Origin of the sequence: Mycolicibacterium madagascariense, assembly GCF_010729665.1 — a bacterium.
GTDB lineage: Bacteria > Actinomycetota > Actinomycetes > Mycobacteriales > Mycobacteriaceae > Mycobacterium > Mycobacterium madagascariense.
In genome coordinates this window covers 4,640,621-4,664,005 of record NZ_AP022610.1, presented here as the reverse complement: position 1 = coordinate 4,664,005, position 23,385 = coordinate 4,640,621, and the positions used below count along the sequence as shown (strand labels likewise).

22 protein-coding genes are annotated in these 23,385 nt (G+C 69.8%); 13 read left to right on the top strand and 9 right to left on the bottom strand.

Annotated features, from left to right (window positions below):
• Positions 1–163 precede the first annotated feature (163 nt).
• The 5 genes from G6N60_RS21980 (at position 164) to G6N60_RS21960 (ending at position 5,434) form a co-directional block, all read left to right on the top strand.
• Positions 164–2,086 (top strand): putative bifunctional diguanylate cyclase/phosphodiesterase, encoded by a 1,923-nt coding sequence (locus tag G6N60_RS21980; RefSeq protein ID WP_163741240.1) that lies wholly within the window; start codon positions 164–166, stop codon positions 2,084–2,086.
• An 80-nt stretch (positions 2,087–2,166) separates the two neighbouring features.
• Entirely contained in the window at positions 2,167–2,808 is a 642-nt protein-coding gene (locus tag G6N60_RS21975) for a TetR/AcrR family transcriptional regulator (RefSeq protein WP_163741238.1), read from the top strand.
• A gap of 72 nt (positions 2,809–2,880) precedes the next feature.
• A complete protein-coding gene (locus G6N60_RS21970) occupies positions 2,881–3,549 on the top strand; it encodes a LuxR C-terminal-related transcriptional regulator (RefSeq protein WP_197746958.1) in 669 nt (222 codons plus the stop codon).
• 85 nt (positions 3,550–3,634) lie between these two features.
• Complete coding sequence (locus G6N60_RS21965) at positions 3,635–4,669, top strand: zinc-dependent alcohol dehydrogenase family protein (RefSeq protein WP_163741236.1); 1,035 nt, start codon at positions 3,635–3,637, stop codon at positions 4,667–4,669.
• A gap of 18 nt (positions 4,670–4,687) precedes the next feature.
• A complete protein-coding gene (locus tag G6N60_RS21960) occupies positions 4,688–5,434 on the top strand; it encodes a class II aldolase/adducin family protein (RefSeq protein WP_163741234.1) in 747 nt (248 codons plus the stop codon).
• 1 nt (position 5,435) lies between these two features.
• Here G6N60_RS21960 and G6N60_RS21955 read toward each other — a convergent pair whose 3' ends face one another.
• Both G6N60_RS21955 and aceA read right to left on the bottom strand, forming a co-directional pair.
• Positions 5,436–5,708 carry a hypothetical protein gene (locus tag G6N60_RS21955; protein ID WP_163741232.1) on the bottom strand — a complete coding sequence of 91 codons (273 nt, stop codon included), beginning with the start codon at positions 5,706–5,708 and terminating at the stop codon, positions 5,436–5,438.
• A 66-nt stretch (positions 5,709–5,774) separates the two neighbouring features.
• Positions 5,775–8,075: an isocitrate lyase ICL2 gene (gene aceA / locus G6N60_RS21950; RefSeq protein WP_163741230.1), complete on the bottom strand. Its 2,301-nt coding sequence runs from the start codon at positions 8,073–8,075 to the stop codon at positions 5,775–5,777.
• A 189-nt stretch (positions 8,076–8,264) separates the two neighbouring features.
• Here aceA and G6N60_RS21945 point away from each other — a divergent pair, with 189 nt between their 5' ends.
• On the top strand, positions 8,265–10,187 hold the full coding sequence (locus G6N60_RS21945) for an ArnT family glycosyltransferase (RefSeq protein ID WP_372510972.1): 1,923 nt from the start codon (positions 8,265–8,267) through the stop codon (positions 10,185–10,187).
• A 60-nt stretch (positions 10,188–10,247) separates the two neighbouring features.
• Positions 10,248–11,579 carry a serine/threonine-protein kinase gene (locus G6N60_RS21940; RefSeq protein WP_163741228.1) on the top strand — a complete coding sequence of 444 codons (1,332 nt, stop codon included), beginning with the start codon at positions 10,248–10,250 and terminating at the stop codon, positions 11,577–11,579.
• A 4-nt stretch (positions 11,580–11,583) separates the two neighbouring features.
• On the opposite strand, the gene hutH is transcribed toward G6N60_RS21940, so the two are convergent.
• Positions 11,584–13,119, bottom strand: a complete 1,536-nt coding sequence (gene hutH / locus G6N60_RS21935) for a histidine ammonia-lyase (protein ID WP_163741226.1) — start codon at positions 13,117–13,119, stop codon at positions 11,584–11,586.
• Positions 13,120–13,436: 317 nt separating this feature from the next.
• On the opposite strand from hutH, the gene G6N60_RS21930 reads away from it, so the two are divergent.
• From G6N60_RS21930 to G6N60_RS21915, 4 genes are all read left to right on the top strand, one after another.
• Positions 13,437–14,276 carry a glycoside hydrolase family 16 protein gene (locus G6N60_RS21930; RefSeq protein WP_163744348.1) on the top strand — a complete coding sequence of 280 codons (840 nt, stop codon included), beginning with the start codon at positions 13,437–13,439 and terminating at the stop codon, positions 14,274–14,276.
• A 119-nt stretch (positions 14,277–14,395) separates the two neighbouring features.
• Positions 14,396–14,635 carry a hypothetical protein gene (locus G6N60_RS21925; protein WP_163741223.1) on the top strand — a complete coding sequence of 80 codons (240 nt, stop codon included), beginning with the start codon at positions 14,396–14,398 and terminating at the stop codon, positions 14,633–14,635.
• A gap of 200 nt (positions 14,636–14,835) precedes the next feature.
• Entirely contained in the window at positions 14,836–15,345 is a 510-nt protein-coding gene (locus G6N60_RS21920; protein ID WP_246240915.1) for a MarR family winged helix-turn-helix transcriptional regulator, read from the top strand.
• Between the two features lies 1 nt (position 15,346).
• Positions 15,347–15,823, top strand: a complete 477-nt coding sequence (locus G6N60_RS21915) for a DUF5078 domain-containing protein (protein ID WP_246240913.1) — start codon at positions 15,347–15,349, stop codon at positions 15,821–15,823.
• Between the two features lie 7 nt (positions 15,824–15,830).
• Here the strand turns inward: G6N60_RS21915 and G6N60_RS21910 are convergent, their stop codons facing one another.
• Positions 15,831–16,097: a hypothetical protein gene (locus tag G6N60_RS21910; protein WP_163741221.1), complete on the bottom strand. Its 267-nt coding sequence runs from the start codon at positions 16,095–16,097 to the stop codon at positions 15,831–15,833.
• Positions 16,098–16,338: 241 nt separating this feature from the next.
• Here G6N60_RS21910 and G6N60_RS21905 point away from each other — a divergent pair, with 241 nt between their 5' ends.
• Positions 16,339–17,577, top strand: a complete 1,239-nt coding sequence (locus G6N60_RS21905; protein WP_163741218.1) for a KasA/KasB family beta-ketoacyl-ACP synthase — start codon at positions 16,339–16,341, stop codon at positions 17,575–17,577.
• A 9-nt stretch (positions 17,578–17,586) separates the two neighbouring features.
• Here the strand turns inward: G6N60_RS21905 and G6N60_RS21900 are convergent, their stop codons facing one another.
• A complete protein-coding gene (locus tag G6N60_RS21900) occupies positions 17,587–18,951 on the bottom strand; it encodes a WS/DGAT/MGAT family O-acyltransferase (protein WP_163741216.1) in 1,365 nt (454 codons plus the stop codon).
• A 62-nt stretch (positions 18,952–19,013) separates the two neighbouring features.
• Between G6N60_RS21900 and G6N60_RS21895 the strand changes: the two genes are divergently transcribed.
• On the top strand, positions 19,014–19,604 hold the full coding sequence (locus G6N60_RS21895) for a TetR/AcrR family transcriptional regulator (protein WP_246240910.1): 591 nt from the start codon (positions 19,014–19,016) through the stop codon (positions 19,602–19,604).
• A gap of 7 nt (positions 19,605–19,611) precedes the next feature.
• On the opposite strand, the gene G6N60_RS21890 is transcribed toward G6N60_RS21895, so the two are convergent.
• From G6N60_RS21890 to G6N60_RS21875, 4 genes are all read right to left on the bottom strand, one after another.
• Positions 19,612–20,052 (bottom strand): response regulator, encoded by a 441-nt coding sequence (locus tag G6N60_RS21890; RefSeq protein ID WP_163741214.1) that lies wholly within the window; start codon positions 20,050–20,052, stop codon positions 19,612–19,614.
• Positions 20,049–21,635, bottom strand: a complete 1,587-nt coding sequence (locus G6N60_RS21885) for a sensor histidine kinase (RefSeq protein WP_372510971.1) — start codon at positions 21,633–21,635, stop codon at positions 20,049–20,051. The genes G6N60_RS21890 and G6N60_RS21885 overlap by 4 nt, the downstream gene beginning before the upstream one ends.
• Positions 21,632–22,798, bottom strand: coding sequence for a PP2C family protein-serine/threonine phosphatase (locus G6N60_RS21880; RefSeq protein ID WP_163744337.1), 1,167 nt, complete (start codon positions 22,796–22,798; stop codon positions 21,632–21,634). The genes G6N60_RS21885 and G6N60_RS21880 overlap by 4 nt, the downstream gene beginning before the upstream one ends.
• 200 nt (positions 22,799–22,998) lie before the next feature.
• Positions 22,999–23,376, bottom strand: a complete 378-nt coding sequence (locus tag G6N60_RS21875) for an STAS domain-containing protein (RefSeq protein ID WP_163741212.1) — start codon at positions 23,374–23,376, stop codon at positions 22,999–23,001.
• Between the last annotated feature and the right edge of the window lie 9 nt (positions 23,377–23,385).

Below are 23,385 nucleotides of genomic sequence, written 5' to 3'. Positions count from 1 at the left end.
GCCGGGAGTTCGCCGTCGGAGGGTCGAGATGAACGCCGCGGAGCCGACTCGCCATCAAACTCCGACCATGGCGTGTCGTTACCGCGACGTGACGCTAGCCGATCGGCCAGTCTGTGACCCTCATTGTATTTGCAAGGACGTCGAATACAGCTAACGTTGAATCATGTCTGGGCGCCTCGACGAGATGGTCACTGCGGTGGCCGCCGAGTTGATGGGCGGAACGGCCGTGAACGCCGCCGCGGTCAGCGAACGCGTACTGGCCGATCTGACCAAGCGCCTGAGCGTCGACGTCTGCTTCCTGCGCTACAACGACCACGACATCCGTGCCACCCGGCTGATCGCGGAATGGCCGCCGCGGGAACCGGTGCAACCCGACCCGATCGGCCTGGTGTACTTCGCCGACGCCGACCCGATCTTCGCGCGCGCCGAGTACCTCAAGGAGCCCGACGTCCTGCGTCCGGAACCGGCGAACGCCGACTACCAGCGCCGCATCGAGGAGGGCACCGCGGTGCCCGAGACGTCGCTGGCGTGCGTGCCCCTGCTCTCGGGCGATCTGACCACCGGCACGCTGGGGTTCGTGAAGTTCGGGGACCGCGAATGGTTGCCCGAGGAGCTCACCGCACTGCAGGCGGTCGCCACGCTGTTCGCCCAGTTGCAGGCACGCATCACCGCCGAGGAGAAACTGCACTACCTGGCCGAACACGACGATCTGACCGGGCTCGTCAACCGCAGCGCACTGATCGGGCATCTCGACGCCCGGCTCGCGGCGGGCCGTCCCGGACCGGTGGCGGTGCTGTTCTTCGACCTCGACCGGCTCAAGGCGGTCAACGACTACCTCGGCCACGGCGCCGGCGACGCGTTCCTGGTCTCGTTCGCGAACCGGCTGGTGGCCCAGGCCGGTCCCGACGCGATCTGCGCGCGGCTCGGCGGCGACGAGTTCGTCGTCGTCCCGGCCGAGCCGATGACGCTGGAGGAGGCCCACGACTTCGGCCGCCGGATGCGCGTCGACCTGCATTCGCCGGAGGTGATCGCGGGCGAGACGCTCATGCGCACGGTCAGCATCGGCGTCGCGGCGGGCGAGCCCGGCAGCGGCGTCAGCTCCTCGGACCTGCTGCGGCGGGCCGATCAGGCGCTCCTCACCGCCAAGAAGGGCGGCGGCAACAACGCCGCCGCCTTCTCCGTCGACCTCGAGCGGGCCTTCGACCTACGCCACGACGTCGAACTGCACCTCGGCGAGGTCATCCAGCACGATCCGGGTGCGCTCGTCGTGCACTACCTCCCCGAGGTCGACATGCGCACCGGTGAGATCGTGGCGACCGAGGCCCTGGTGCGATGGCAGCACCCGACGCGCGGCCTGCTGCTGCCGGGCGCCTTCATCGGGATCGCCGAGTCGATCAACCTGGCGGGCGAGCTCGGCCGCCTGGTGATGCGGGCCGCGTGCCGCGAGTTCAGCGGCTGGCTCGCCGACGGCATGCCGCCCGACGTCGTGCTCAACGTCAACGTCTCGCCGGTGCAACTGGTCACCGACGGATTCGTCGACACCGTCGCCAGCACGCTCGACGAGTTCGGTCTCGACGGCAGCATGATCTGCCTCGAGATCACCGAGTCGGTGGTCGTGCAGGACGGTGACGCCAGCCGGATCACGCTGAACGGGCTCAAGGACGTGGGCGTCCGCATCGCGATCGACGACTTCGGCACCGGCTACAGCGTGCTGTCGCACCTGAAGAACCTGCCGGTGGACATCCTCAAGATCGACAAGGGCTTCGTCCTGGAGCTGGGCGAGAACGACAGCGACTTCGCGATCGTCCGGGCCACCGTCGCGCTGGCCGATTCGTTCGGCCTCGACGTCGTGGCCGAGGGTGTGGAGACCCCCGCGGCGGCCCTCACGCTGTTGGAGTTGGGCTGCCACCGCGCCCAGGGCTACCTGTTCTCCCGCCCCGTCGACGGGCCGGCCATGCGCCGACTGCTGGCCAATGGTCAACTGCCCCTTGACTTCTCGACCCCGGCGGAGCGGCATCGCGCGCAGCTGAAGGGCGGCAGACGGCGCTGGCTGCCGCGGCGTGTGCTGCGCGCTCCGCACTTCTAGTCACACCTCGGAACGTGAGCTGGCTCACACCACAGCGGCTAGGGATGCCCGAGGCGGGCGTGGCCCGTACCTTCGAGGCGATGACGGTGACACCCGGCCCCGCGGCGAACCGCGCGCGTTCGGTGATCGTCGACGTCACGATGCGCCTGGCCAGCACGCACGACTGGGGACGCGTGGACACGCGCCAGATCGCGGCCGCGGCGGGGGTGTCGCCCACCGACGTCCAGGAGCACTTCCACGACAAGGACGACGCGGTGCTCTCGGTACTGGGCGACATGCTCGCGTCGGCGGTCCGGCACCTACGGGTCGACGGTTTCGACGATCTGCGCCACGCGCTGCACGCGGCGAACGCGGCGATGCTTCAGGACGTCATCGACGGTCGGGCCGCCGTCTCGCCGGAACGGCTGACCGGCATGGCGGCGGCCATCACGGCCAGCCCCCCGCTGCAGAAACGGGCGTCGGAGCTGCGTCGGCAGGTTCTCGGCGGCGCCCTGGCCGCCCGGCTCGGCGTGCCGCCCGACGACGCGCGGGTGCGCAGGGCGGTGGTCGCGTGGTCGGCCGTCGTCGCGGCGTCCTATCACGCCGACCTCGGTCGCTCCCGCGCGAGCGTGGCCGCCCGGTCCACCGACGATCTCGCCGCCCCCGAGCGGATGAGCGAACGTCTCGACACCACGTTCCGCCGGATCCTGGGCCACGTGCCCGGCGAGACCACCGCGGTCTGACCGACCCGACAGTCGAGGTAAAGGACCCTTTGGGGGGGTTCGGCGCAGCCCTTGCGGCGGTACCCTTCGACGGTGTCCCCGCCCGAGAACGGTCCCATCACCGTGGCACTCGTCGATGACTACGACGTGGTGGTCATGGGGGTGGCCAACATGTTCGACCGGTATCGGGACCGCGTGGTCGTCGCCGAACTCGACGCCACGATGGGCGTCAAGGACCCGGTCGACATCGTGCTGTACGACTCGTTCGCCCAACCCGAGTCCGACCACCACGAGATCGGCATCCTGGTCGCCAACCCGTGCGCTCGTCGCGTCGTCGTCTACACCTGGAACTTCCACCCCGACCTGATCGCCAGCGCGAAAGAGCGTGGCGCACATGGGTATTTGTCCAAGACGCTGCCCGCGCGGGACCTCGTCGCCGCGCTGGAGGCGGTGCACGCCGGCGAGACGGTCATCAGCGACCCACCCGCCCGCACGCGCAGCGCGGTGGGTCTGGACTGGCCTGGCCGCGGCGAGGGCCTCAGCGACCGCGAGTCGGAGATCCTGGCTCTCATCACGCAGGGCAAGAGCAACGCCGACGTCGCGCGACTGACCTATCTGAGCCCCAACACGGTGAAGTCCTACATCCGCACCATCTACCGCAAGATCGACGTGGGCAGCCGCACCCAGGCCGTCCTCTGGGGCGTCAGACACGGATTCACCCCCGACCACCATCGCATCGAGCACTGGAAGGGTGGCCCCTAAATCGGACCCGCCCCTCTCCCGATCGCGCCGTCGTCGGGTTGACTGGTGGGGTCACCCCACCGCGAGAGAGATGCGAGGACGGCCCATGCGCGCCACGATCATGTACGGAGCCCACGACGTTCGGATCGAAGACGTTCCCGACGCCACGCTGCGCGAGCCGACGGACGCCCTGGTGCGCATCACGCAGTCCTGCATCTGCGGCAGCGACCTGTGGCCGTACGGTTCGATGCCGCACAGCGACAAGGGCCGCCGCATGGGGCACGAGTTCATCGGCACCGTCGAGGACGTCGGGTCCGACGTCGACGGGCTCGCGAAGGGGGACCTCGTCGTCGCGCCGTTCCTGTGGTGTGACAACACGTGCGACCTGTGCGCCGAGGGATTGCAGAGTTCGTGCCGGCACGGCGGCGGGTGGGGGTCACCCGGCGTCGACGGCGGTCAGGGCGAAGCCGTGCGCGTCCCGCAGGCGCGCGGCACGCTGGTGAAGCTGCCCGTCGCCCCCGACTCCGCGCTGCTGCCGTCCCTGCTGACGCTGTCCGACGTGTTCTGCACCGGCCACCACTGTGCGGTCACCGCCAAGGTCGGCCCGCGCACCACGGTGACGGTCATCGGCGACGGCGCGGTCGGGCTCTCAGCCGTGCTGGCCGCCAAACGCCTTGGCGCCGAACGGATCCTGCTGATGGGTCGCCACCAGGAGCGCACCGATCTGGGGCGTGAGTTCGGCGCCACCGACGTCATCGCCGAGCGCGGCGAGGAGGGCATCGAGCGCGTGCGCGAACTCACCGGCGGGGACGGCACCCACGCCGTCCTCGAATGCGTCGGCACCACGTCCTCCCTGGAGATGGCGTTCGGGGTCGCCCGCGACGGTGGCTTCGTCAGCAGGGTCGGCGTACCCCAGGACGACGACGTGCCGTTCGCCCGCAAGTACTTCATGCGCAACATCACCCTCACCGGAGGCGTCGCACCCGCCCGCGCCTACATCGAGGAGCTGATGCCCGACGTCCTCGACGGCGTCGTCGAACCGGGCCGGGTGTTCGACCGCACGATCGGCATCGAGGAGATCCCCGACGGCTACCGCGCGATGGCCGACCGCGAGGCGCTCAAGGTGCTGATCCGCCCCTGAGTGGCTTAGCGTGGAAGGGTGCACACGACGGAGTTCCTCGACCCCGCGGCCTTCGAGCCGGAGTTCGCCGACCTCGACGAGCTGCGGGCGCACCGCAAACGGCGACTTGCCTTGGCGTACAGGGTCTTCGGCGCGATGGGCTGGGGCTCCCTCGGTGACGGGCACATCTCGGCGCGCGACCCGGAACGGCTCGACTGGTTCTGGCTGGGGCGCTACGGCGTGCCGTTCCGCCACATGACGGTCGACGACCTGGTGCTCGTCGGCCCGGACGGCACGGTGGAGGGCGGCGGTCACATCAACGTCGCCGCGTACTACATCCACGCCCCGGTGCACGAGGCCAATCCCGAGATCGTCTCCGCCGCCCACTGCCACACGCCCTACGGCACCCCGTTCTCGGCGACCGTCACCCGGTTGGAGCCCATCTCGCAGGAGGCGTGCGCGTTCTACGGCGACCACGAGATCTTCGACGACGAGGAGGTCAGCATCGGCTCGGTCGACGGCGGCAAGCGCATCGCCGCGGCGATGGGTGCGGCGCGCGGAGTCGTCCTGCGCAACCACGGTCTGCTGACGGTCGGCGCCACCGTCGACTCGGCGGTCGGGTTCTTCCTGATGATGGAGCGCTGCGCCGAGGTGCAGGTGAAGGCCCGCGACGCGCGGCCGATCAGTGGCGCCGCGGCACAACGCGTCCACGACGAGTTCGACGAGGTCGCGGGGTGGCAGGCGTTCCAGTGGGCGCAGCGCACCTACCTGCTCGACGTCGGGTAGCTCAGTCGTCGAGAGCCGTCGACACCAGGCCGGCCGACTTGGCCGTGTCGATCGCGCGGTCCCAGCTCAGCTCGGCGATGATCACGACGCCGAGCGCCGAGCAGGCGGCCACGATCGACCCCACCCAGTGCACCCAGGCGGGCGCGCCGGACACGTCGCTCAGCAGCATCAGCGACGACGACGCGGCCGCCAGCACCAGCATGGCCACCAGTGCGGTCCGCCGTCGATCGGGACGGGCGCGGTGGTGGGCCCGTTCACTCGAGAAGGCATTCATGCCTCCACCATCCCGGCCCCGGTTAATGCCCACCCAAGGCGAGCGTAGGAGCACGCTGAGAGTTGCTCAGTCCTGCTTGCGAATCAACCGCAGCAGCGCCTCGTGGTCTGGGGCGAGCAACTCGTCGATGCGGGGCTGGTTGACGTCGGCGACGACGATCTCGCCGACGTCCTGGTGGACGTTGCTGAAGATGCCGTGCGACTTCATCTTCTCGGTCTGGTAGACGTTGTCCTCCGTCGGCGTGACGTAGTACACCGCCTCGGCCTTGAACCGGTGCACCAGCCAGAGGTGGACCAGCGTCATCAGGCGCTTCTTGCGCAGCTTCTCGGCGAACGTGTTCTGGTCGCGGACCGTGAGGATGCTGCGGCCGTGGCGGTCCTTGATGGGATCGACCAGGACGTTGGCGAGCAACTCCTCCCCACCGTCCTCACGCGCGCCGTAGATGCCGAGTTCGAGGACCTCGCCGCCCGCGCGCCGGGGGCGCAGTTGCACGCGCAGTGTCTCGTCGAGCTGGTAGTGCTCGCTCCACAGCGCCAGCCACTCCTCGAGCAGCTTCTTCGGCACCTCGGTCTGGACCAGGTGCTGATGCTGCGTCGACCCCTTGCCCATCGACTTGGTGGTCGCGGTGCGGCCCGACGAGGCGGCCAGGGCCGCGTCGCTGCGCGGCCCGCCGACCAGCGTCTGCGGCGTGCGGTACGGCGACTCGACGAGGCGCATCTTGCGCTGCAACCGGGCCAGCGCCAGCATGCCGTCCTGGCGGAGTGCGGTGGCGAACTCCTCGGCGGCGACGCCGTCGATTTGGTGACCGCCGTAGGTCATGAAGTTGAAGACGAAGCCCATCTTGCCGATCTCGGCGGGGAAGGCGCGCATCTCGTCGTCGCTCATGCCCGTGGTGTCCCAGTTGAACGACGGCGACAGGTTGTAGGCCAGCATCTTGTCCGGGTAGACCGCGTGAATGGCGTCGGCGAACTCCTTGGCGTCGGCGAGATCGGCCGTCTTGGTCTCCATCCAGAGGATGTCGGCGAACGCCGCGGCGGCCAGTGACTTCGCGATCGCGTACGGGATGCCGCCGCGCACCTGGTAGTAGCCCTCGGGGGTCTTCGCGCGCTCGCAGTCCCACGGCGCGTCGGCGCCCAACTCGCGGGCCTTCTCGCGGGCGGCGTACAGCGACGCGGTCTTGGCGAACTCGCGCCACTCCGCGGGCGTCATGCCCAGGGGTTCGCCCTCGCTCTCGCGGAAGGCGAGCAGTTCGGCGACCGCCTCGCCGTAGGTCTCCAGACCCGCATCGGCCTGCCACGCGTCGACGAACTGCGACTCGACGTCGTCGAAGAGGTCGTCGACCGACGCGTGCGCGCCGTCCTTCCACCTGGCCGCCGCCTGCGTCACGACGGTGGCGATGCCGTTGCGGTCCAGCCACGCGTCGGCGGTCGCGTACTCGCCGTCGGGGATCGCGTAGAGCAGGTGTCCGCGGATGTCGGTGACGCCCTGCTCGTAGAGGCTGCGCATCATGGCCAGGTAGCACGCCTTGTAGGGCGGGACCTTGAGATTGGTCGCGCCGAGCAGGAACGGCTGGTCGCGCTCGTCGGCGCGGCTGTCGATCAGGTTGGCCGCCTCGGCGTCGGTGCGGGCGACGATGATGCCGGGCACGCGCATGATGTCGAGCTGGAAGCGGGCGGTGTTGAGCCGCTTGATTTGCTCGTCGGACGGCACCAGCACCTTGCCGCCCTGGTGTCCGCACTTCTTGGTGCCGGGGCGCTGGTCCTCGATGTGGTAGCCCGGCACGCCGGCCTCGACGAAACGTCGAATCAGGTTGCGCACGTGGGGATCTCCGCCGTGACCGGTGTCCGCGTCGGCGATGATGAACGGGCGGTAGTCGGTGGCCGGCGTCGCCGCGCGTTGTGCGTCGGTCATCTTCAGGCGCAGGTACTGCTGGTTGCGGTCGGCGGTCAGCAGCGCGCGCACCAGCCCGGCGGCTTCGTCGGGCACCTGGCTCAGGGGGTAGCTGGCCAGGTCGGGGCCGGGGTCCTCGCTGATGGAGCCCTTCGCCGAGGTCGCCCAGCCGCCGAGGTAGATGCCCTCGATGCCCATCCGCTTGATGGTCACGGCCTGGCCGGGTGAGTACGGGCCGAAGGTGGTGATGCTCTTCTTCTGCGAGAACAGCTCGCGCAGGCGGGGGTAGAAGGCGGCGGCCGCCTCGCGCGCGACGGTGTAGTCCGTCGCGATGGTGCCGCGCTGCTCGGCGACCTGCCGCGCGGTGTACAGCCGCACGATTCCCTCGAACCGCGGACCGTCGAAGTACTGCTGGGTCGCGGCGACGTCCTCGTCGAAGGGGGTGCCGGCCTGCACGTCGGGTTCGGTCATCGTCATGGATCTGCGCTCCTCGTCGAGCTCGAGTGTCCTGTGGCACCGAGTCTATGGCGCGCGCAGTGCGCTGAGTTTCGAATCGACATCTCGTCGCAGCAACCTCCGCCGACGTGACCGAGACGTCACCTGGATCCCAGCCGGATCACTGCATCCTCACAGGTTCGCCTACGGTGCGGCTGTCTAACTGGCTCTGTGACGACGACCGTTGAATTGCCCGTTCCGGCCAGTGGGGAGGCGGGGGAGGGGACCCCGTCGCACCGCCTGACCGGGCTGACCCCCGACCGCGTCGCCTTCGGAGTCCTGCTCATCGCGACGCTGGTCATGTACCTGTGGAACATCACCGTCAACGGCATGGGGAACGACTTCTACGCGGCCGCCGCACAGGCCGGCTCGAAGAACTGGGAGGCGTTGCTGTTCGGTTCGCTGGACACGCAGAACTTCATGATGGTCGACAAGCCCCCCGTGTCGCAGTGGGTGATGGGCCTGTCGGGTCAGATCTTCGGCTTCAGCAGTGCGAGCATGCTCGTGCCCGAGGCGCTCATGGCCGTAGCGACGGTGGCGCTGCTCTACGGCGCGGTGCGTCGCATCAGCGGTCCCGGTGCGGCGTTGCTGGCGGGATCGGCGCTGGCCCTGACCCCCGTCGCGGCGCTGATGTTCCGCTTCAACAACCCCGATGCGGTCATGGTGCTGCTGATGATGGCCGCCGCGTACTGCACCGTGCGCGCCCTGGAGCGCGCGAGTACGGCGTGGATCGCCATGGCGGGGGTGGCACTGGGCTTCGCGTTCCTGGCCAAGATGCTCGAGGGCATCATGGTGGCGCCCGCCGTCGGCCTGGTCTACCTGGTGGCGGCGCCGACGTCGGTGCGCAGACGGTTGCTGCAACTGGTGGGCTGCCTCGTCGCGGTGCTGGTGTCGGCGGGCTGGTTCGTAGTGCTGACGCTGGTGTGGCCGGCCTCGGGACGGCCCTACATCGCCGGGTCGACGGACGACAACTTCATGAACCTGGTGCTGGGGTACAACGGGTTTGGTCGCGTGCTCGGCAAGAACAGCCATGCCTTCCAGCTCAACCCCGACGTCGGCAACGCCGCGGGGGTGCAGTTCGACATGGACGGCGGCCACCACGGGTGGGGCGGCTTCGGAGACAGCCCGCAGGGGTTGCCACGGTTGTTCAGCGGCGAGTTCGGGTTCGAGATCAGTTGGCTGCTGCCCGCGGCCCTGATCGCCCTGGTGCTGGTGGTCGTCTGGCGCGGCCGCGCCCCGCGCACCGATCTGGTCCGGGCCGGCGCCCTGCTGTTCGGCCTCTGGATGCTGGTCGACGGGCTGCTGCTCAGCTACATGAAGTCAATGGTCCATCCGTACTACAGCTTCTCGTTCGCACCGGCCATCTGCGGCATGGTCGGGATCGGCGTCGCCGAGGCGTGGCGCCGCCGCGAGACCTGGTTCGGCCGTGCCGGCCTCGCCCTGCTGGTGCTCGCCACCGGGGGCTGGAGCTGGTGGCTGCTGGGCCGCAACGCCGGTTGGTTCCCCGCCCTGCGCTGGGTGATCCTGGCCGTGACGGTGCTGGCGGTCGCCGCCCTGCTGTGGTCGCTGACCGCGGAATCGCGCCGACGGTTCGCGCTGGCCGCGCTGTTGGTCGGGTTGATCGGGGGCGCGCTCGGCACGGCCGCCTACTCGTTCGCGACCATTGGACAGCCCCACGAGGGTGGCGGACCGCGGGTCGGACCACCCCAGGCCGACGGTCACCACGGCGGCTGGGGGCAGGACATCGACAACCCTCAGCTCGACGCCATGCTGCGCGCGACCCACACCGACTTCTCCGCTGCCATCGACCGCTCGAGTCCCGCGTCGACCCTCGAATTGTCCACCAACACAGCGGTCATGGCGATCGGCGGCTTCATCGGCAGTGACCCGGTGCCGACGCTCGCGGAGTTCCAGCAGGACGTCGCGAACCACCGGATCACCTACTACATCGGGCCGCAGTCCGACGAGAAGCGCCCCGGCGGCTTCGACGCGAGGACGGCGCACGACGACATCACCACGTGGGTCGCCGCCCACTTCACTCCGATGACCGTCGGCAAGGACACGGTGTACGACCTGACCGCACCGCGGAAGTAGGGCCGCGGGCTTCTCGACAACGGGGCGACCGGGGCGGTCGTCTCACCTAGGATGCCTCGCATGCCACTGGCCTCCGGGGAGACGTTTGCCGGGTACACCATTGTGCGGTTGCTCGGTGCGGGTGCCATGGGCGAGGTCTACCTAGCCCAGCACCCGCGTCTGCCGCGTCGTGACGCCCTGAAGGTGATGGCGGCCCAGGTCTCGACGGACGCCGAGTATCGCGAGCGGTTCAACCGCGAGGCCCAGAACGCCGCTGCCCTATGGCATCAGAACATCGTCGCCGTGCACGATCGGGGCGAGGACGAGGGCCGGCTGTGGATCGCGATGGACTACGTCGAGGGCACCGACGCCGGACAGTTGCTGACCCAGAAGGAGTACCGTCGCGGCCTGCCGCCCGCCGACGTCGTCCGCATCGTCGCGGCGGTCGCCGACGCGCTGGACTACGCCCATCAGCACCAGCTGCTGCACCGCGACGTCAAGCCCGCCAACATCCTGCTCGCCAACTTCGACTCCGGTGGGTGGCGGGCGCTGCTCGCCGACTTCGGCATCGCCCGGCGGGTCGACGACTCCAGCGGGCTCACCGAGACCAACATGGCCGTCGGCACGGTCGCCTATGCCGCGCCGGAACAGCTGATGGGTCAGACCCTCGACGGGCGTGCCGACCAATATTCGCTTGCGGCAACGGCATTCGAGCTGCTGACCGGCACGCACCTGTACCTGGACCGCAATCCGGCGGTGGTCATCAGCCAGCACGTCAGTGCCCCGCCCCCGGCCATCGCCGACCGCAAGCCCGAGCTGTCGGGCCTGGGCCCGGTGCTCGCCAAGGCGCTCGCGAAGCTGCCGGCCGACCGCTACGACACCTGCACCGCCTTCGCCACCGCGCTGGCCCGCCACCTCGACGGCGGTGACGCCTCCGAGCTCGACGCGACGATGGCGGCGGCCCCCGCGGCGGCGGCCGCCGGACCGTCGCGCCACCGCATGCGGTGGCTGGGGTTGGCCGCGGCGGTCGTCGTCGGACTGCTCCTGGTGGGCGGGGTCATCGCGGGCATCGTCATTGCGCGACACCAGAGTTCGGCCGCCGCGCCGGCGCCGCCACCCGGGCCCGCGGTACCGGTCGTCCTCGTCGGCGCCGACTGCGAGGTCCTCGGGTCCGCCGGCGTCACCGAGACCGGACAGAAGGCCTACTGCGCGCGCCTGCCCCCGTCCAACGAGGTGATGTGGTCGCTGGTCTCGGGCGTGGTGCCCGTACCCACCGACACACCAGGGCCGACGGATCAGGTGTACCCCGCGGGCATCGAGGACCAGGTTCGGGTGTGCGTGCAGCAGACCGGCCGGTCGCGGACTGAATGCCGCGACGACGTCCGGCGCGGAAACCTGTACGGCCCACCGTGATTCGCTAACCCAGCGGGCCGATCACGTCCTCGGCGGCGCGTACCAGTGCGCCGGAGCGCGCCAGCCCCACGGCCGCGGCGATCTCGGGGGCCAGGAAGCGATCGGGACCGGGCCCGGCGACGTGCTCGCGGAGCACCTCGACGACCCGACCGGTGGCCGGTGCCGGGGCCAGCGGTCGCCGCAAGTCCACGCCCCGTGCGGCGGTGAGCACTTCGATCGCCAGCACCGTCGCCAGTCCGTCGACCGCGCGGCGGAGCTTGCGCGCCGCGGACCACCCCATCGCGACGTGGTCCTCCTGCATCGCCGAGGACGGGATCGAGTCGACGCTGGCGGGGTGGGCCAGCCGCTTGAGTTCCGACACGATCCCGGCCTGGGTGTACTGCGCGATCATGTGCCCGCTGTCGACGCCGGGGTCCGCGGCGAGGAACGGCGGCAGTCCATGGCTGCGGTGCACGTCGAGGAAGCGGTCGGTACGGCGTTCGCTGATGCTCGCGAGGTCGGCGACGACGATGGCGAGGAAGTCGAGGACGTAGGCGACCGGCGCGCCATGGAAGTTGCCGTTGGACTCGACCCGCCCGTCGAGGGTGACCACGGGATTGTCGATGACACTTGCCAATTCGCGTTCGGCGACCGCGCGGGCATGCGCGGCGGTGTCGCGGGCGGCACCGGCGACCTGGGGTGCGCAGCGCAGCGAGTAGGCGTCCTGCACCCGGGTGCAGTCCGGGGTGCGGTGGCTGGCGACGATGGCCGATCCGTCGAGCAGCCTCGTCATGTTGGCCGCGGCGACGGCCTGGCCGGGGTGCGGACGCAACTGCTGCAGGTCGGCGGCGAAGACGCGGTCGGTGGCGAGCTGGCCCTCGACGCTCATGGCCGCCGCGACGTCGGCCAGCCGCAGGAGGTCGTCGAGGTCGGTCAGCGCGAGGACGAGGTGGCCCAGCATGCCGTCGGTACCGTTGATCAGCGCCAGCCCCTCCTTCTCGGCCAGGGTGACGGGCTGCAACCCGTGGGCGGCGAGGGCGTCCGCCGACGCGACCAGATCCCCCGCCCGCGTGCGCACGTAGCCCTCGCCCAGCGCCGCGAGCGCGACGTGGGCCAGCGGCGCGAGGTCACCGGAGCAGCCCAGGCTGCCGTACTCGTGCACCACCGGGGTCAGCCCGGCGCAGAGCAGCCCGGCGTAGGCCTGCGCAGTTGCGAGCCGGACCCCGGTGCGCCCACTGGCCAGGGTCGACAGCCGCAGCAGCATCATGGCGCGGATCGCGTCGCGCTCGACCTCGGGACCGGCGCCCGCCGCGTGAGAACGAATCAGGCTGCGCTGCAACTGCGTTCGACTCTCGACCGGGATGTGTCTGGTGGCCAGCGCGCCGAAGCCGGTCGACACCCCGTACACCGGAGTGGGATCGTTCGCCAGCGCGTCGATGGTGGTCCGGCTGGCCTCGATGGCCGCCGCGGCCCGTGCGGAGATCGCGACGGGGGCGTCTCGGCGGGCGACCGCGACGACGTCGGCGAAGCCGACCGGTCCGACGTCCACGGTCACGGTCATGCGGGGACCTCCTCGGTCGGGCTGGGGACGGCTCTCGGTCACCAGGGCGGCTTTCGGTCACCGTAGTCCCGGGCCGACGACGGGGCTCGCGCGTCGCCCGCAGGCCGTCGTCGGGCGGCCATGCCGAACGTGCACCGCCCGTGCCGCCATACCTGCTGCGCGACAACGCCTCTGGCCCACCGCGCCGGTCCCGTGCCCCGCTCGCGTCATCACAAAACCGCAGGTGGGGACGGGTGACCGGGCGACGCCCACGTCGAGACCGGTACCCAATCGCGCGGGATCGCAGGTTCGGGATCTAGGGTGTCGCTGTGCCAGAGATGGATCGTCGCAACCTTCTGTTCATGTCGGGACTCGGCCTGCTCGCCGCCGCCATCCCCGCTCCGCTCGCCGGCGCGCAGCCGCTCGGGGCGCCGACGCCACCGCTGGCACCGCCGCAGCCGCAGGCACAGACCCCCGCGTTCCTCTTCCACGACGAGTTCGACGGGCCGGCCGGTTCGGCCCCCGATCCGTCGAAGTGGGCGATCTCGACGCACCGCGAGCTGATCAAGAACCCGGTGTTCTGGGACCGGCCCGAGAACATGGGCCAGTACCGCGACGACCGCAGGAACGTCTTCCTCGACGGCAAGTCGAACCTGGTGATCCGCGCGACCAGGGAGAACGGCAAGTACTTCGGTGGCAAGCTCACCGGGCTCTGGCGCGGCGGCATCGGGCTCACCTGGGAGGCCAGGGTGAAGTTCAACTGCCTGACCAACGGTTGCTGGCCGGCGTGGTGGCTGTTGAACGACAACCCGGACCGCGGTGGCGAGGTCGACCTCGTCGAGTGGTACGGCAACCAGAACTGGCCGTCGGGGACCACCGTGCACGCCCGGTTGGACGGCACGTCCTTCGCGACGCAGCCCTACGACGTCGACGGCGGCTGGCACGTGTGGCGCGTGACGTGGAACGACAGCGGGATGTACTTCTGGCGGGATTACGTCGAGGGCATGGAGCCCTACTTCCAGGTGCCGGCGAACTCGCTCGACGACTGGCCGTTCAACGACCCCGGCTACCAGCTGGCACCCATGCTCAACCTCGCGGTGGGCGGTTCCGGCGGAGGCGACCCCGCCGGCGGCAACTACCCGGCCGACATGCTGGTCGACTGGGTCCGGGTGTGGTGAGGGCCTGACGCACAGCGTCTCGCCACGGGCCCCACAGGAATAAATCAGCTTCGCGGATGGTCGAAGTCGGTGCAGTACTAGTGCACTTGAGAACGACTTGACGCAGAAGGGGCCACCACATGAGGTCACGCACCACGAGAACGTCCGCCATCGTCGCCGGGGGCGCCATGGTCAGCCTGGGGATCATCGCCGCGACGGTCACGCAGTCCGTGCCCGGCGTCGTCGCCGATTCGACGATGTCGACCGGAACCACCAGCACCGTCGGCCCCGCGCCCACGGCGCCGCCGATCCCGATGGCCGTGCCCAGCATCAAGGGCCCCGCGCCCCTGCCGGTCGAAGAGCAGGGTCTACCCGGCTGATTCAGTTCCATAGGTAGACCTATGTAGCTGGCGAGATCTCCCTCGCGACACTGGCCTCGACGCCCACCGGCGCCGAGGCCGGTGTCGTGTCGTGAATGCCTCGTCCCCACGCACTTTCAGCGAGTTGACAGGAACGGTCCGCCGTGTGAGATCGTCCATCAACTAGCACGTCTACATAAGTATTGTGATATATAACCTGAGTGGAATCTCACCGGTCCGCTGACGGACTCGACCCGATCGGCGACGTGCTCGACGAGGCCATGGACTTGACCGTGCGCCACTTGGCCAGTCGATCCGGTCTCAGCGGAAGCGCCGCGATGCTCCTGAACAGGCTGGTGCACGAGGGGCCGGCGCGGCTCACCACGCTGGCCTGCCTGGAGGGCATCTCCCAGCCGGCGATGACGCAGATGATCCAGCGACTCGAGCGGCAGGGGTGGGTGGAGCGCAGCAGCGACCCCGACGACGGCCGGGCGGCCGTCGTCACGCTGGCCGACCACGGCCGGGCCAAACTCGACGAACGCCGCGACGTCCGCCGCGGACGGCTCGCCGATCTGCTCGAGACGCTCTCGTCGGAGGACGAGTTCTCACTGTCACTGGCGGCGCAGGTCGCGTTGCCGATTCTGCGGCGGCTCAACGCGAATGCCGCGATCATCGATACGACCTGCCTGGAGCAGGAGTCGGCACTAGAGCACGTACCGGGGAGGAACTGACATGACATCTCGACACGCACGGCGCACCCTGCGCCACCTGGGCGCGGTGGCCTTCGGGACCGCTGCCGTCGCCACGGCCCTGGCGTCTCCGGCGTCGGCCGATGCCACCGACGACTTCCCGATCCCGCACCGGATGATCATCACCACCTGCGACACCGAGCAGTACATGGCGGCTGCCCGCGACACCAGCCCGGTGTACTTCGAGCGGTACATGATCGACCGCAGCAACCGCCCCGCCGACGTGCAGCAGCAGGCCTTCGACCGCATCCACTGGTTCTTCTCCCTGGACCCCGTCGCGCGCCGGCAGTACTCCGAGGACACCGCCACCAACGTCTACTACGAGAACGTGGCCACCCACTGGGGCAACTGGGCCAAGCTGTTCTTCAACAACAAGGGCGTCGTCGCCAAGGCCACCGACGTCTGCATGAACTACCCCAAGGGCGACATGTCCATCTGGAACTGGGAGGACACGCCCTAACCGGCGATCAGCGGGGCTCGTCGGGCCGCTTGCGGTACCGCTGGTAGGCGTTGCCGCGGGCGATGCCCAGCGCCGTCCCGATCTCACCCCACTCGACGCCGACGTCGCGTGCCGCATCGACGGCGTCGCGCAACTCCCGATTGGCGCGCGCGACGAGCGCGCGTGACTTCGTCCGCTTTGCGGCGGACACCGCTCGCCCCGCCTTGGAGACCGCGTCGAGCGCGGCCGCGGCCCAGGCGAGCGTGGGGTTTGGGTCCGTATCCGTTGTCGCCATATCTCGCTCCCTGATACTCCGCAAACACTAGCGCGACGGCTGGGACCCCGTCGAATGTTTTCCTACTGAAATAACAGCAGGTGAGAACGGGTGGTCACAGGTGAGCAGACCTCCGCTGCTAGCTGCCAGCAAGCAGAATTGCGGTCGCTGTACGCACTGGCGCAGGTGGCAGTCCGTCCCGGTGTGAGCCCGGGCGACGGCGGACGGGAGAATCGGGCTTCAACTCGAAGGGAGCGCGAAGATGCGCAGCGAATTTCCTGACGTCGTCATCACCGGCTTCGCGACGACCAACGCTCTCGCCACGGACGCCGAAGAGACCTGGTCGGCGTTGCTCGCCGGCCGCAGCGGCATCCGGACGCTGTCGGAGGACCTGATCGAGGCGGTCGACCTGCCGGTGAAGATCGGCGGCCAGCTACTCGAGGAGTTCGACGGCGAGCTCAGCCGCATCGAGCTGCGCAGGCTGTCCTATCTGCAGAAGATGGCGGTGGTCCTGAGCCGGCGGGCCTGGCGCCATGCCGGCTCACCCGACGTCGACACCACGCGGTTGGGGGTGTCGGTGGCCGCCGGGATCGGCAACGGCGAGGAGATGATCCTCGGGTACATCGGGATGCGGGACCGCGGCCTGAAGGCCGTGTCGCCGCTGGCCGTGCAGATGTTCATGCCCAACGGGCCCGCGGCCGCCATTGGTCTGGACCTGGCGGCCAGGGCCGGGGTGACGGCGCCGATGATGGCCGACGCGTCGGGTGCGGGCGCCATCGCTCAGGCGTGGCAGCAGATCGTGTTCGGCGACGCCGACGTGGTCGTCTGCGGCGCCGTCGAATCCCCCATCGAGGGCGTTCCCATCGCGGCCTACTCGCAGATCGACGGCGTGATGTCCACCGACAACGCCGATCCGCAGGGGGCCTGCCGACCCTTCGACCGCGACCGCACCGGAATGGTGCTCGGCGAGGGCGGCGCGCTGCTCGTCATGGAGACCGAGGCGCACGCCACGGCACGCGGCGCCCGCGTGCTGGCCAGGATGCTGTCCGCGACCACCAGCTCCGACGGCTACGACGCCCTGTACTCCGACCCCGACGCCGCCCAGGAGACCCACGCCCTCACGCGCACGCTCGAGTTGGCGGGACTGGAACCCGGCGACGTCGACCTCGTCAACGCCCACGCGGCGGGCACCGTGGCCGGTGACCTCGTCGAGGCGACCGCGCTGCGCCAGTTGTTCGGCAGCCACCGCCCCGCGGTCTATGCCTCGAAGGCGGCCCTGGGCAACACCTTTGGCTCGGCGGGTGCCATCGAGGCGGTACAGACGGTGCAGTCGCTGCGCGACGGGGTCGTGCCGCCGACGCTGAACCTGCACCACCTCGACGAGCGGATCGACCTCGACGTCGTCACCGGGTCGGCTCGGCAGCTCGACGCGCGCCACGCGGTGAGCACGACGTTCGCCTTCGGCGGGCACAACGTGGTGCTCGCGTTCGGCCGGGCCTGACCCGTCCGCTCAGATGCCGACGGCCCGTTCGAGGTCGGTGAGCGAGTCCTCCAGGTGCATCAGCAGGCGTTGCAGGTGGGGCACGCTGCGGCGGCAGCCGACGAGGCCGAAGTCGAGGTTGTCGCCGTTGTTGGTCATCGTGATGTTGAGCGCCTGCCCGTCGAGCGCGATCGATAGCGGATAGTTGCCGTCGAGCCGAGCTCCGTTCCAGTACAACGGTTCTCGCGCGCCCGGCACGTTGGAGATCACGATGTTGAACGGGGGCGGTGCCGAGGACACGAAGCCGGGCACCAGACCCAGCGCGATGCCGGAGACGAGGAACGCCGACAGCGCGAGCGCCTGGGTGCGGGGCAGGTCGGCGAACACCTTCTTGTTGTCGGTCATCGAGGTGCTGATGGCGTCGAGTCGCTTGGCGGGATCGTTCACGTCGGTCGCGAGATTGCACAGGATGGTGCCGACCATGTTCCCGCCGGCGTCCTCCTCGCCCTGCTCGCGCAGGCTCACCGGAACCATTGCCACCAGCGGGGTGTCCGGCAGGGCGTCCTGCTCGATGAGGTAGGCCCGCAGCGCACCCGCACACATCGCCAGTACGACGTCGTTGACGGTGACCCCGGAGGCGGCCTCCTTGACGGCCCGGAACCGCGCCAGTGGCCAGGACTGCGCGGCCGCGCGGCGGGCCCCGCCGATCGGCACGTTGAACATCGTCTTCGGCGCGCGGAAGGGCAGCGTCAGCTGCTGTTCCAGCAGGGCGGCCCGCGCGATCGACAGGGTCGACGGCGCCAGCGCGGCCACCGAACCGACTGCGCCGGTGAGGGATTGGAGCGGCGACCGCGAACCGCCGCGATCCCGCCGGGGCTTGGGTCCGAGCGTCCACGGCACCCGCAGCTCGTGGTCGTCGGGGTCGGTGGACATCGACCGGATCGTCAGCCGCTGAGCCGAGACGCCGTCGAGGAGCGAGTGGTGGATCTTCGTGTACACCGCGAAGCGACCGTCGGCGAGCCCCTCGACGAGGCTGGCCTCCCACAGCGGGCGGTGCCGGTCGAGCAGCGTCCCGTGCAGCCGGGAGACCAGCTCCAGCAGATCGCGCACCCGGCCGGGTCGCGGCAGCGCCGACCGCCGCAGGTGGTAGTCGATGTCGACGTCGTCGTCGAACGCCCACGCCACGTTGGAGATACCGCCCAGCAGGCGGGCGGGGTGCTTGCGGAACGTCGGCTGGAAGTCGTCGTTCTTGGAGATCGTCTCGTACATGTCCCTGATGAAGTCGGGACCGGATCCCTCGGGTGGCTCGAACAGCTGCAATCCGGCCACGTGCATCGGATGCTCACGGGATTCGCCGATGAGGAACATCGAGTCCGTCGGCGAGATCAGCTTCATGGGTGTGACGGTACCCACACAGCTCGTGATTCACCCGTTGATGCCCTCGGTAACCTGACGTGGTGGTATCCGAGGGGGAGCGGGCAGAGGGGCCGTTCGGCACCCTGACGCGTAGCCGCCCGCAGCAGCGCATCCTGGCGGCCGCGCTCGACCTCATCGGCAGCCACGGTGTCAGCGGTACGTCCCTGCAGATGATCGCCGACGCGGTCGGGGTGACCAAGGCCGCCGTGTACCACCAGTACCGGTCGAAGAACGACATCGTCATCGCCGTGACCGAGAACGAGCTGGCCATCCTGCAGGACGCGCTGCTCGCCGCCGAGGCCGACGAACGACCGGAGGAGGCGCGCCGGACGTTGCTGATCCAGCTGATCGATCTGGCCGTCACCCGTCGCCAGTGGGTGGGCACCCTGACCAGCGACCCGGTGATCGTGCGCATCCTCGGGGAGCACCCGCCGTTCCTGCAGTTCATGCGCCGGCTCTACGGCGTCCTGCTCGACCAGCGCGATGACACCAAGGCCAGGGTGTCGGCGGCCATCATGTCGGCGGCCATCGCCGGCTCGGTGGTCAACCCCCTGGTGGCCGACGTCGACGACGACGTGTTGCGCGCCACCCTCATCGAGCTCGTCCCACGCCTGATGGGACTGGACGGCTGACGCCGGGCTAGCCCTGGGGGAGCCGCACCACCTGCACGAAGAACTCGTCGATCTGGCGCACCGCGTTCATGAACTGGTCGAGGTCGACCGGCTTGGTGACGTAGGCGTTGGCGTGCAGCTTGTAACTGCGCAGGATGTCCTCCTCGGCCGAGGAGGTCGTCAGCACGACGACCGGAATGTGGTTCAGGTCGGCGTCGGACTTGATCTGCTCCAGCAGCTGCCTGCCGTCGTACTTGGGCAGGTTCAGGTCGAGCAGGATCAGGTCGGGCCGCGGCGCGTCCTCGAAGCCGTTGCGCCGGTAGAGGAAGTCCAGGCCCTCCTCGCCGTCGTGCGCGACGTGCAGGTTGTTCTTGATCTTGTTGTGCTCGAAGGCTTCCCGGGTGATGAGCTCGTCACCGGGGTCGTCCTCCACGAGGAGCACGTCGATCGGTCGGCCGGCTGGGGTCATTGGGTCGTTCCTTCCATGGCGAACTCGGGAGTGGGGGCGGGCACGAGCTGCGGCAGGGTGAAGCGGAACCGCGTCCCCTCGGTGTAGGACGTGTCGATCCAGACGGCGCCGCCGTGATGTTCGACGATCTTCTTGCACAGCGCGAGGCCGATGCCCGTGCCGCCGTAGCTGTCGCGGCCGTGCAACCGCTGGAAGATGACGAACACCTTGTCGACGAACTCCGGTGCGATCCCAATGCCGTTGTCCGACACCGTGATCAGCCACTGACCGTCGTCGTGCGGTGCGCATTCGATCACGATGCGGGGCGCCACGCCCTCGCGCCGGAACTTGATCGCGTTCCCGAGGAGGTTCTGCCACAGCATGGCGAGCAGGGTGGGGTCCCCCGAGACGGTGGGCAGCGGGTCGGTCGGGCGCACGATGTCGGCGTTCGAATCCTCCACGGCCATGGTGAGATTGGCCAGTGCGGCGTCCAGCGCCGCGTCGAGTTCGACGTCGGTCTGCGCCGAGTTGAGTCGCCCGACGCGGGAGAAGGTCAGCAGGTCGTTGATGAGGATCTGCATGCGCTTGGCGCCGTCGACCGCGAACGCGATGTACTCCACGCCGCGCTCGTCGAGCTGGTCGCCGTAGCGCTTCTCGAGGAGTTGGCAGAAGGACGTCACCTTGCGCAGCGGCTCCTGCAGGTCGTGGGACGCCACGTAGGCGAACTGCTCGAGTTCGGCGTTGGAGCGCCGCAATTCGATGGCCTGCTCGTCCAGTTGCGCGCCCGCCAGGCGGGACGCCTCCAACTCGGCGACGATCCGCTGCCGCATGTTCTCGACGTCGACGGCGATGCCGCGAATGTCCTTGGGGCCCTGCGGAACGATCCGTTCGGAGAAGTCGGACTCGGTGATGCGGCGGCATGACGCGGCCAGTGCCTCCAGCGGTCGGACCACCGCGATGCGCATCACGACCGCCAGGGCGATGGCGGTGGCGAGCAGGGCGACGACGATGCCGATCAGCACGCCGTTGCGCCACAGGCGAATGTCGTGCAGGTTGTTCAGGCCTGCGGTGCGAGCCGCCGCGAGGTGGTCGTTCTGCGAGGCGAAAAGCGTTCGGATGCGGTCGAATTCGACCTTGCCGCGGTCGGCGAGCGCCGCGCTGACGAACGCGGGACGGCCGGGGGTGATGCTGGCGATCAGGGGTTCGGCGAACCGCGTGCGCCAGGAGGCGGCCGCCTGCTCGATGGCGTCGAGGTCGGCGACCAGGTCGGCGCGGCCGTCGGAGTGCGATCGGACCTGAGCGGCCGCCGCGGCCTCGGCGTCGCGGCCCTCGAAGTACGGCGCGAGGAACTGGCGGTCCGCGGAGATCGCATACCCGCGGATCGCGGTCTCCTGGTCCCGCAGCGCCGCCTGCAGCTGGTAGGCCGCCGACCGGGCCGGCTGGATCTGGTCGATCAGGCGGTGCGACACCACGTCGGTCTGGTTCAGCAGCAGCGCGCCCGCGACGCCGGCGCCGAGCACCAGCACACCCATGATGCCCAGCACCAGGGTTTGCCAGCCTTGGACGGTCAGCGGTGAGGAACGCCGCGGTGTCGGCGCGGTCACCGTCGCGTCCTCTCCACCCGGACGACGGCGATGTCGTCGGAGAGCCCGCCGTGCTGCGCGGCCCGCTCCTGCGCGCCGTCGATCAGGGCGTCGACGAACGCGGCCCCCGGCAGGTCGGCGCGCTCCTTGGCCAACTCGAGCAGCCCGTCCTCGCCGAGGCGCTGGTTGCCGACGCCGGAGTGGCCCTCGAACAGGCCGTCGGTGAGCAGCAGCAGACCGTGGCCGATGGGCAACTCGAGCTCGTTGATCGGCCATTCGCCGACGCCGAGCCCGAGGGCGGGTCCGGCGGGTGGTTCGAGCCACTCGACCGAATCGGGGCCGTGCACCAGCATGCCGGGGTGCCCGGCGCGCACCGCGGTGAACCGCAGGTCGTCGGTGGAGATGGCGAGGCTGAGCACGGTCGCGAAGATCCCGCTGCCGGGACTCTCGGCGCGCAGGAGGCGCTCGAGCTGGCGCATGCGTTCGCTGCCGCGCAGCCCGGCGAAGGTCAGGGCGCGCCACCCGATGCGCAGCGCGACGCCGAGGGCGGCCTCGTCGGGTCCGTGCCCCGACACGTCGCCGACCATGACGTGGACGGTCCGGTCCGGGGTTTGCACGAAGTCGTAGAAATCGCCGCCGAGCAACGCGTTCTGGCGGCTCGGACGGTAGGTGGCGACGATGTCGACGCCGGGGTCGCCCAGCAACAGGGGCGACGGCAGCAGGCCGCGTTCCAGCCGCGCGTTCTCCGCGGCCCGCAGCTGACTGGCCCGCAGGTCGGCCGAGGTCAGCTCGGCGCGCTTGCGCTCGATCGCATAGAGCAGCGCCCTGCGCAGCATCTCGGCCTCGACGCGGCCTTTGACCAGGTAGTCCTGCGCTCCGGAGGCCAACGCGGATACGCCGAAGTGTTCGTCGGTCAGGCCGGTGAGCACGACGATCGGGATCGTCGGGTCGCACGCCGCGACGCGGGCGAGGGCGGCGATGCCGTTGGCGTCGGGCAGGTTCAGGTCGAGCAGCACGCAGTCGGGCGCCGACAGCGTCAGCTCGCGCTCGGCGTCGGCGATCGACGCGGCCCACACCATGGTGATCTCGATGTTGGCCTCGGCGACGAGTTCCTCGACGAGCAGGGCGTCGCCGCGGTCGTCCTCGACCAACAGCACCGACAGCGGCCGGGTCTGAGCCCCCATGCCGACGCCGGTCGTCGGATCAAGCCCGTGCAGGGGGACCACCGATCACCTTCTTCACGACGTCATGCACGGCCTGGGCACCATCGACCCACTGCGTGGCGCGAAGGTGCGAGTCCCCCGCGCCGGAGGTGCTGCCGCTGCTTGACAGTGCACCGACCCTACCGGGGCGCACCCGCGAGCGGAGCCAGTGCGCGGACTCGCTAGGCACGCAGGGCGGTGAGCGCGTCGTCCAGCGTGGGGTATAGGGCCAGGAACTCGTCGAGTTTGGTGAGCTGGATGGGGCGCGCCGTGACGGGTCCGGTCGCCACCACCGCGAACTTGCCCGTGCCGCCGACTCTTTCGTGGGTCTCGGCGAGGATGCGCAGGCCGACCGACGCGAGGAACGAGACGTCCGTGAGGTCGACGACGAGCGCCGTGGGCTCCTCCTCGATCAGTTCGGCGAGGAGTTCTTCCAGTGGTGGCGACGTCGCGAGATCCACGACTCCATCCACCAACAGCACGGTGATCCCGTCCCGACGGTCCACCGACGTCGAGATTGCATCGGCTGCTGACAACGGCCATCCCTCCCTCGTGCTCATCCCGACGAT

Excerpts from the sequence above, each read along its gene's own strand:
- G6N60_RS21915 (WP_246240913.1), top strand. The coding sequence starts at position 15,347 with ATGACATCTCGACACGCACGGCGCACCCTGCGCCACCTGGGCGCGGTG.
- G6N60_RS21880 (WP_163744337.1), bottom strand. The coding sequence starts at position 22,798 with ATGGGGGCTCAGACCCGGCCGCTGTCGGTGCTGTTGGTCGAGGACGAC.
- G6N60_RS21905 (WP_163741218.1), top strand. The coding sequence starts at position 16,339 with ATGCGCAGCGAATTTCCTGACGTCGTCATCACCGGCTTCGCGACGACC.
- G6N60_RS21980 (WP_163741240.1), top strand. The coding sequence starts at position 164 with ATGTCTGGGCGCCTCGACGAGATGGTCACTGCGGTGGCCGCCGAGTTG.
- G6N60_RS21910 (WP_163741221.1), bottom strand. The coding sequence starts at position 16,097 with ATGGCGACAACGGATACGGACCCAAACCCCACGCTCGCCTGGGCCGCG.
- G6N60_RS21940 (WP_163741228.1), top strand. The coding sequence starts at position 10,248 with ATGCCACTGGCCTCCGGGGAGACGTTTGCCGGGTACACCATTGTGCGG.
- aceA (WP_163741230.1), bottom strand. The coding sequence starts at position 8,075 with ATGACGATGACCGAACCCGACGTGCAGGCCGGCACCCCCTTCGACGAG.
- G6N60_RS21925 (WP_163741223.1), top strand. The coding sequence starts at position 14,396 with ATGAGGTCACGCACCACGAGAACGTCCGCCATCGTCGCCGGGGGCGCC.
- G6N60_RS21975 (WP_163741238.1), top strand. The coding sequence starts at position 2,167 with ATGACGGTGACACCCGGCCCCGCGGCGAACCGCGCGCGTTCGGTGATC.
- G6N60_RS21900 (WP_163741216.1), bottom strand. The coding sequence starts at position 18,951 with ATGAAGCTGATCTCGCCGACGGACTCGATGTTCCTCATCGGCGAATCC.
- G6N60_RS21875 (WP_163741212.1), bottom strand. The coding sequence starts at position 23,376 with ATGAGCACGAGGGAGGGATGGCCGTTGTCAGCAGCCGATGCAATCTCG.
- G6N60_RS21890 (WP_163741214.1), bottom strand. The coding sequence starts at position 20,052 with ATGACCCCAGCCGGCCGACCGATCGACGTGCTCCTCGTGGAGGACGAC.
- G6N60_RS21955 (WP_163741232.1), bottom strand. The coding sequence starts at position 5,708 with ATGAATGCCTTCTCGAGTGAACGGGCCCACCACCGCGCCCGTCCCGAT.
- G6N60_RS21930 (WP_163744348.1), top strand. The coding sequence starts at position 13,437 with ATGGATCGTCGCAACCTTCTGTTCATGTCGGGACTCGGCCTGCTCGCC.
- hutH (WP_163741226.1), bottom strand. The coding sequence starts at position 13,119 with ATGACCGTGACCGTGGACGTCGGACCGGTCGGCTTCGCCGACGTCGTC.
- G6N60_RS21965 (WP_163741236.1), top strand. The coding sequence starts at position 3,635 with ATGCGCGCCACGATCATGTACGGAGCCCACGACGTTCGGATCGAAGAC.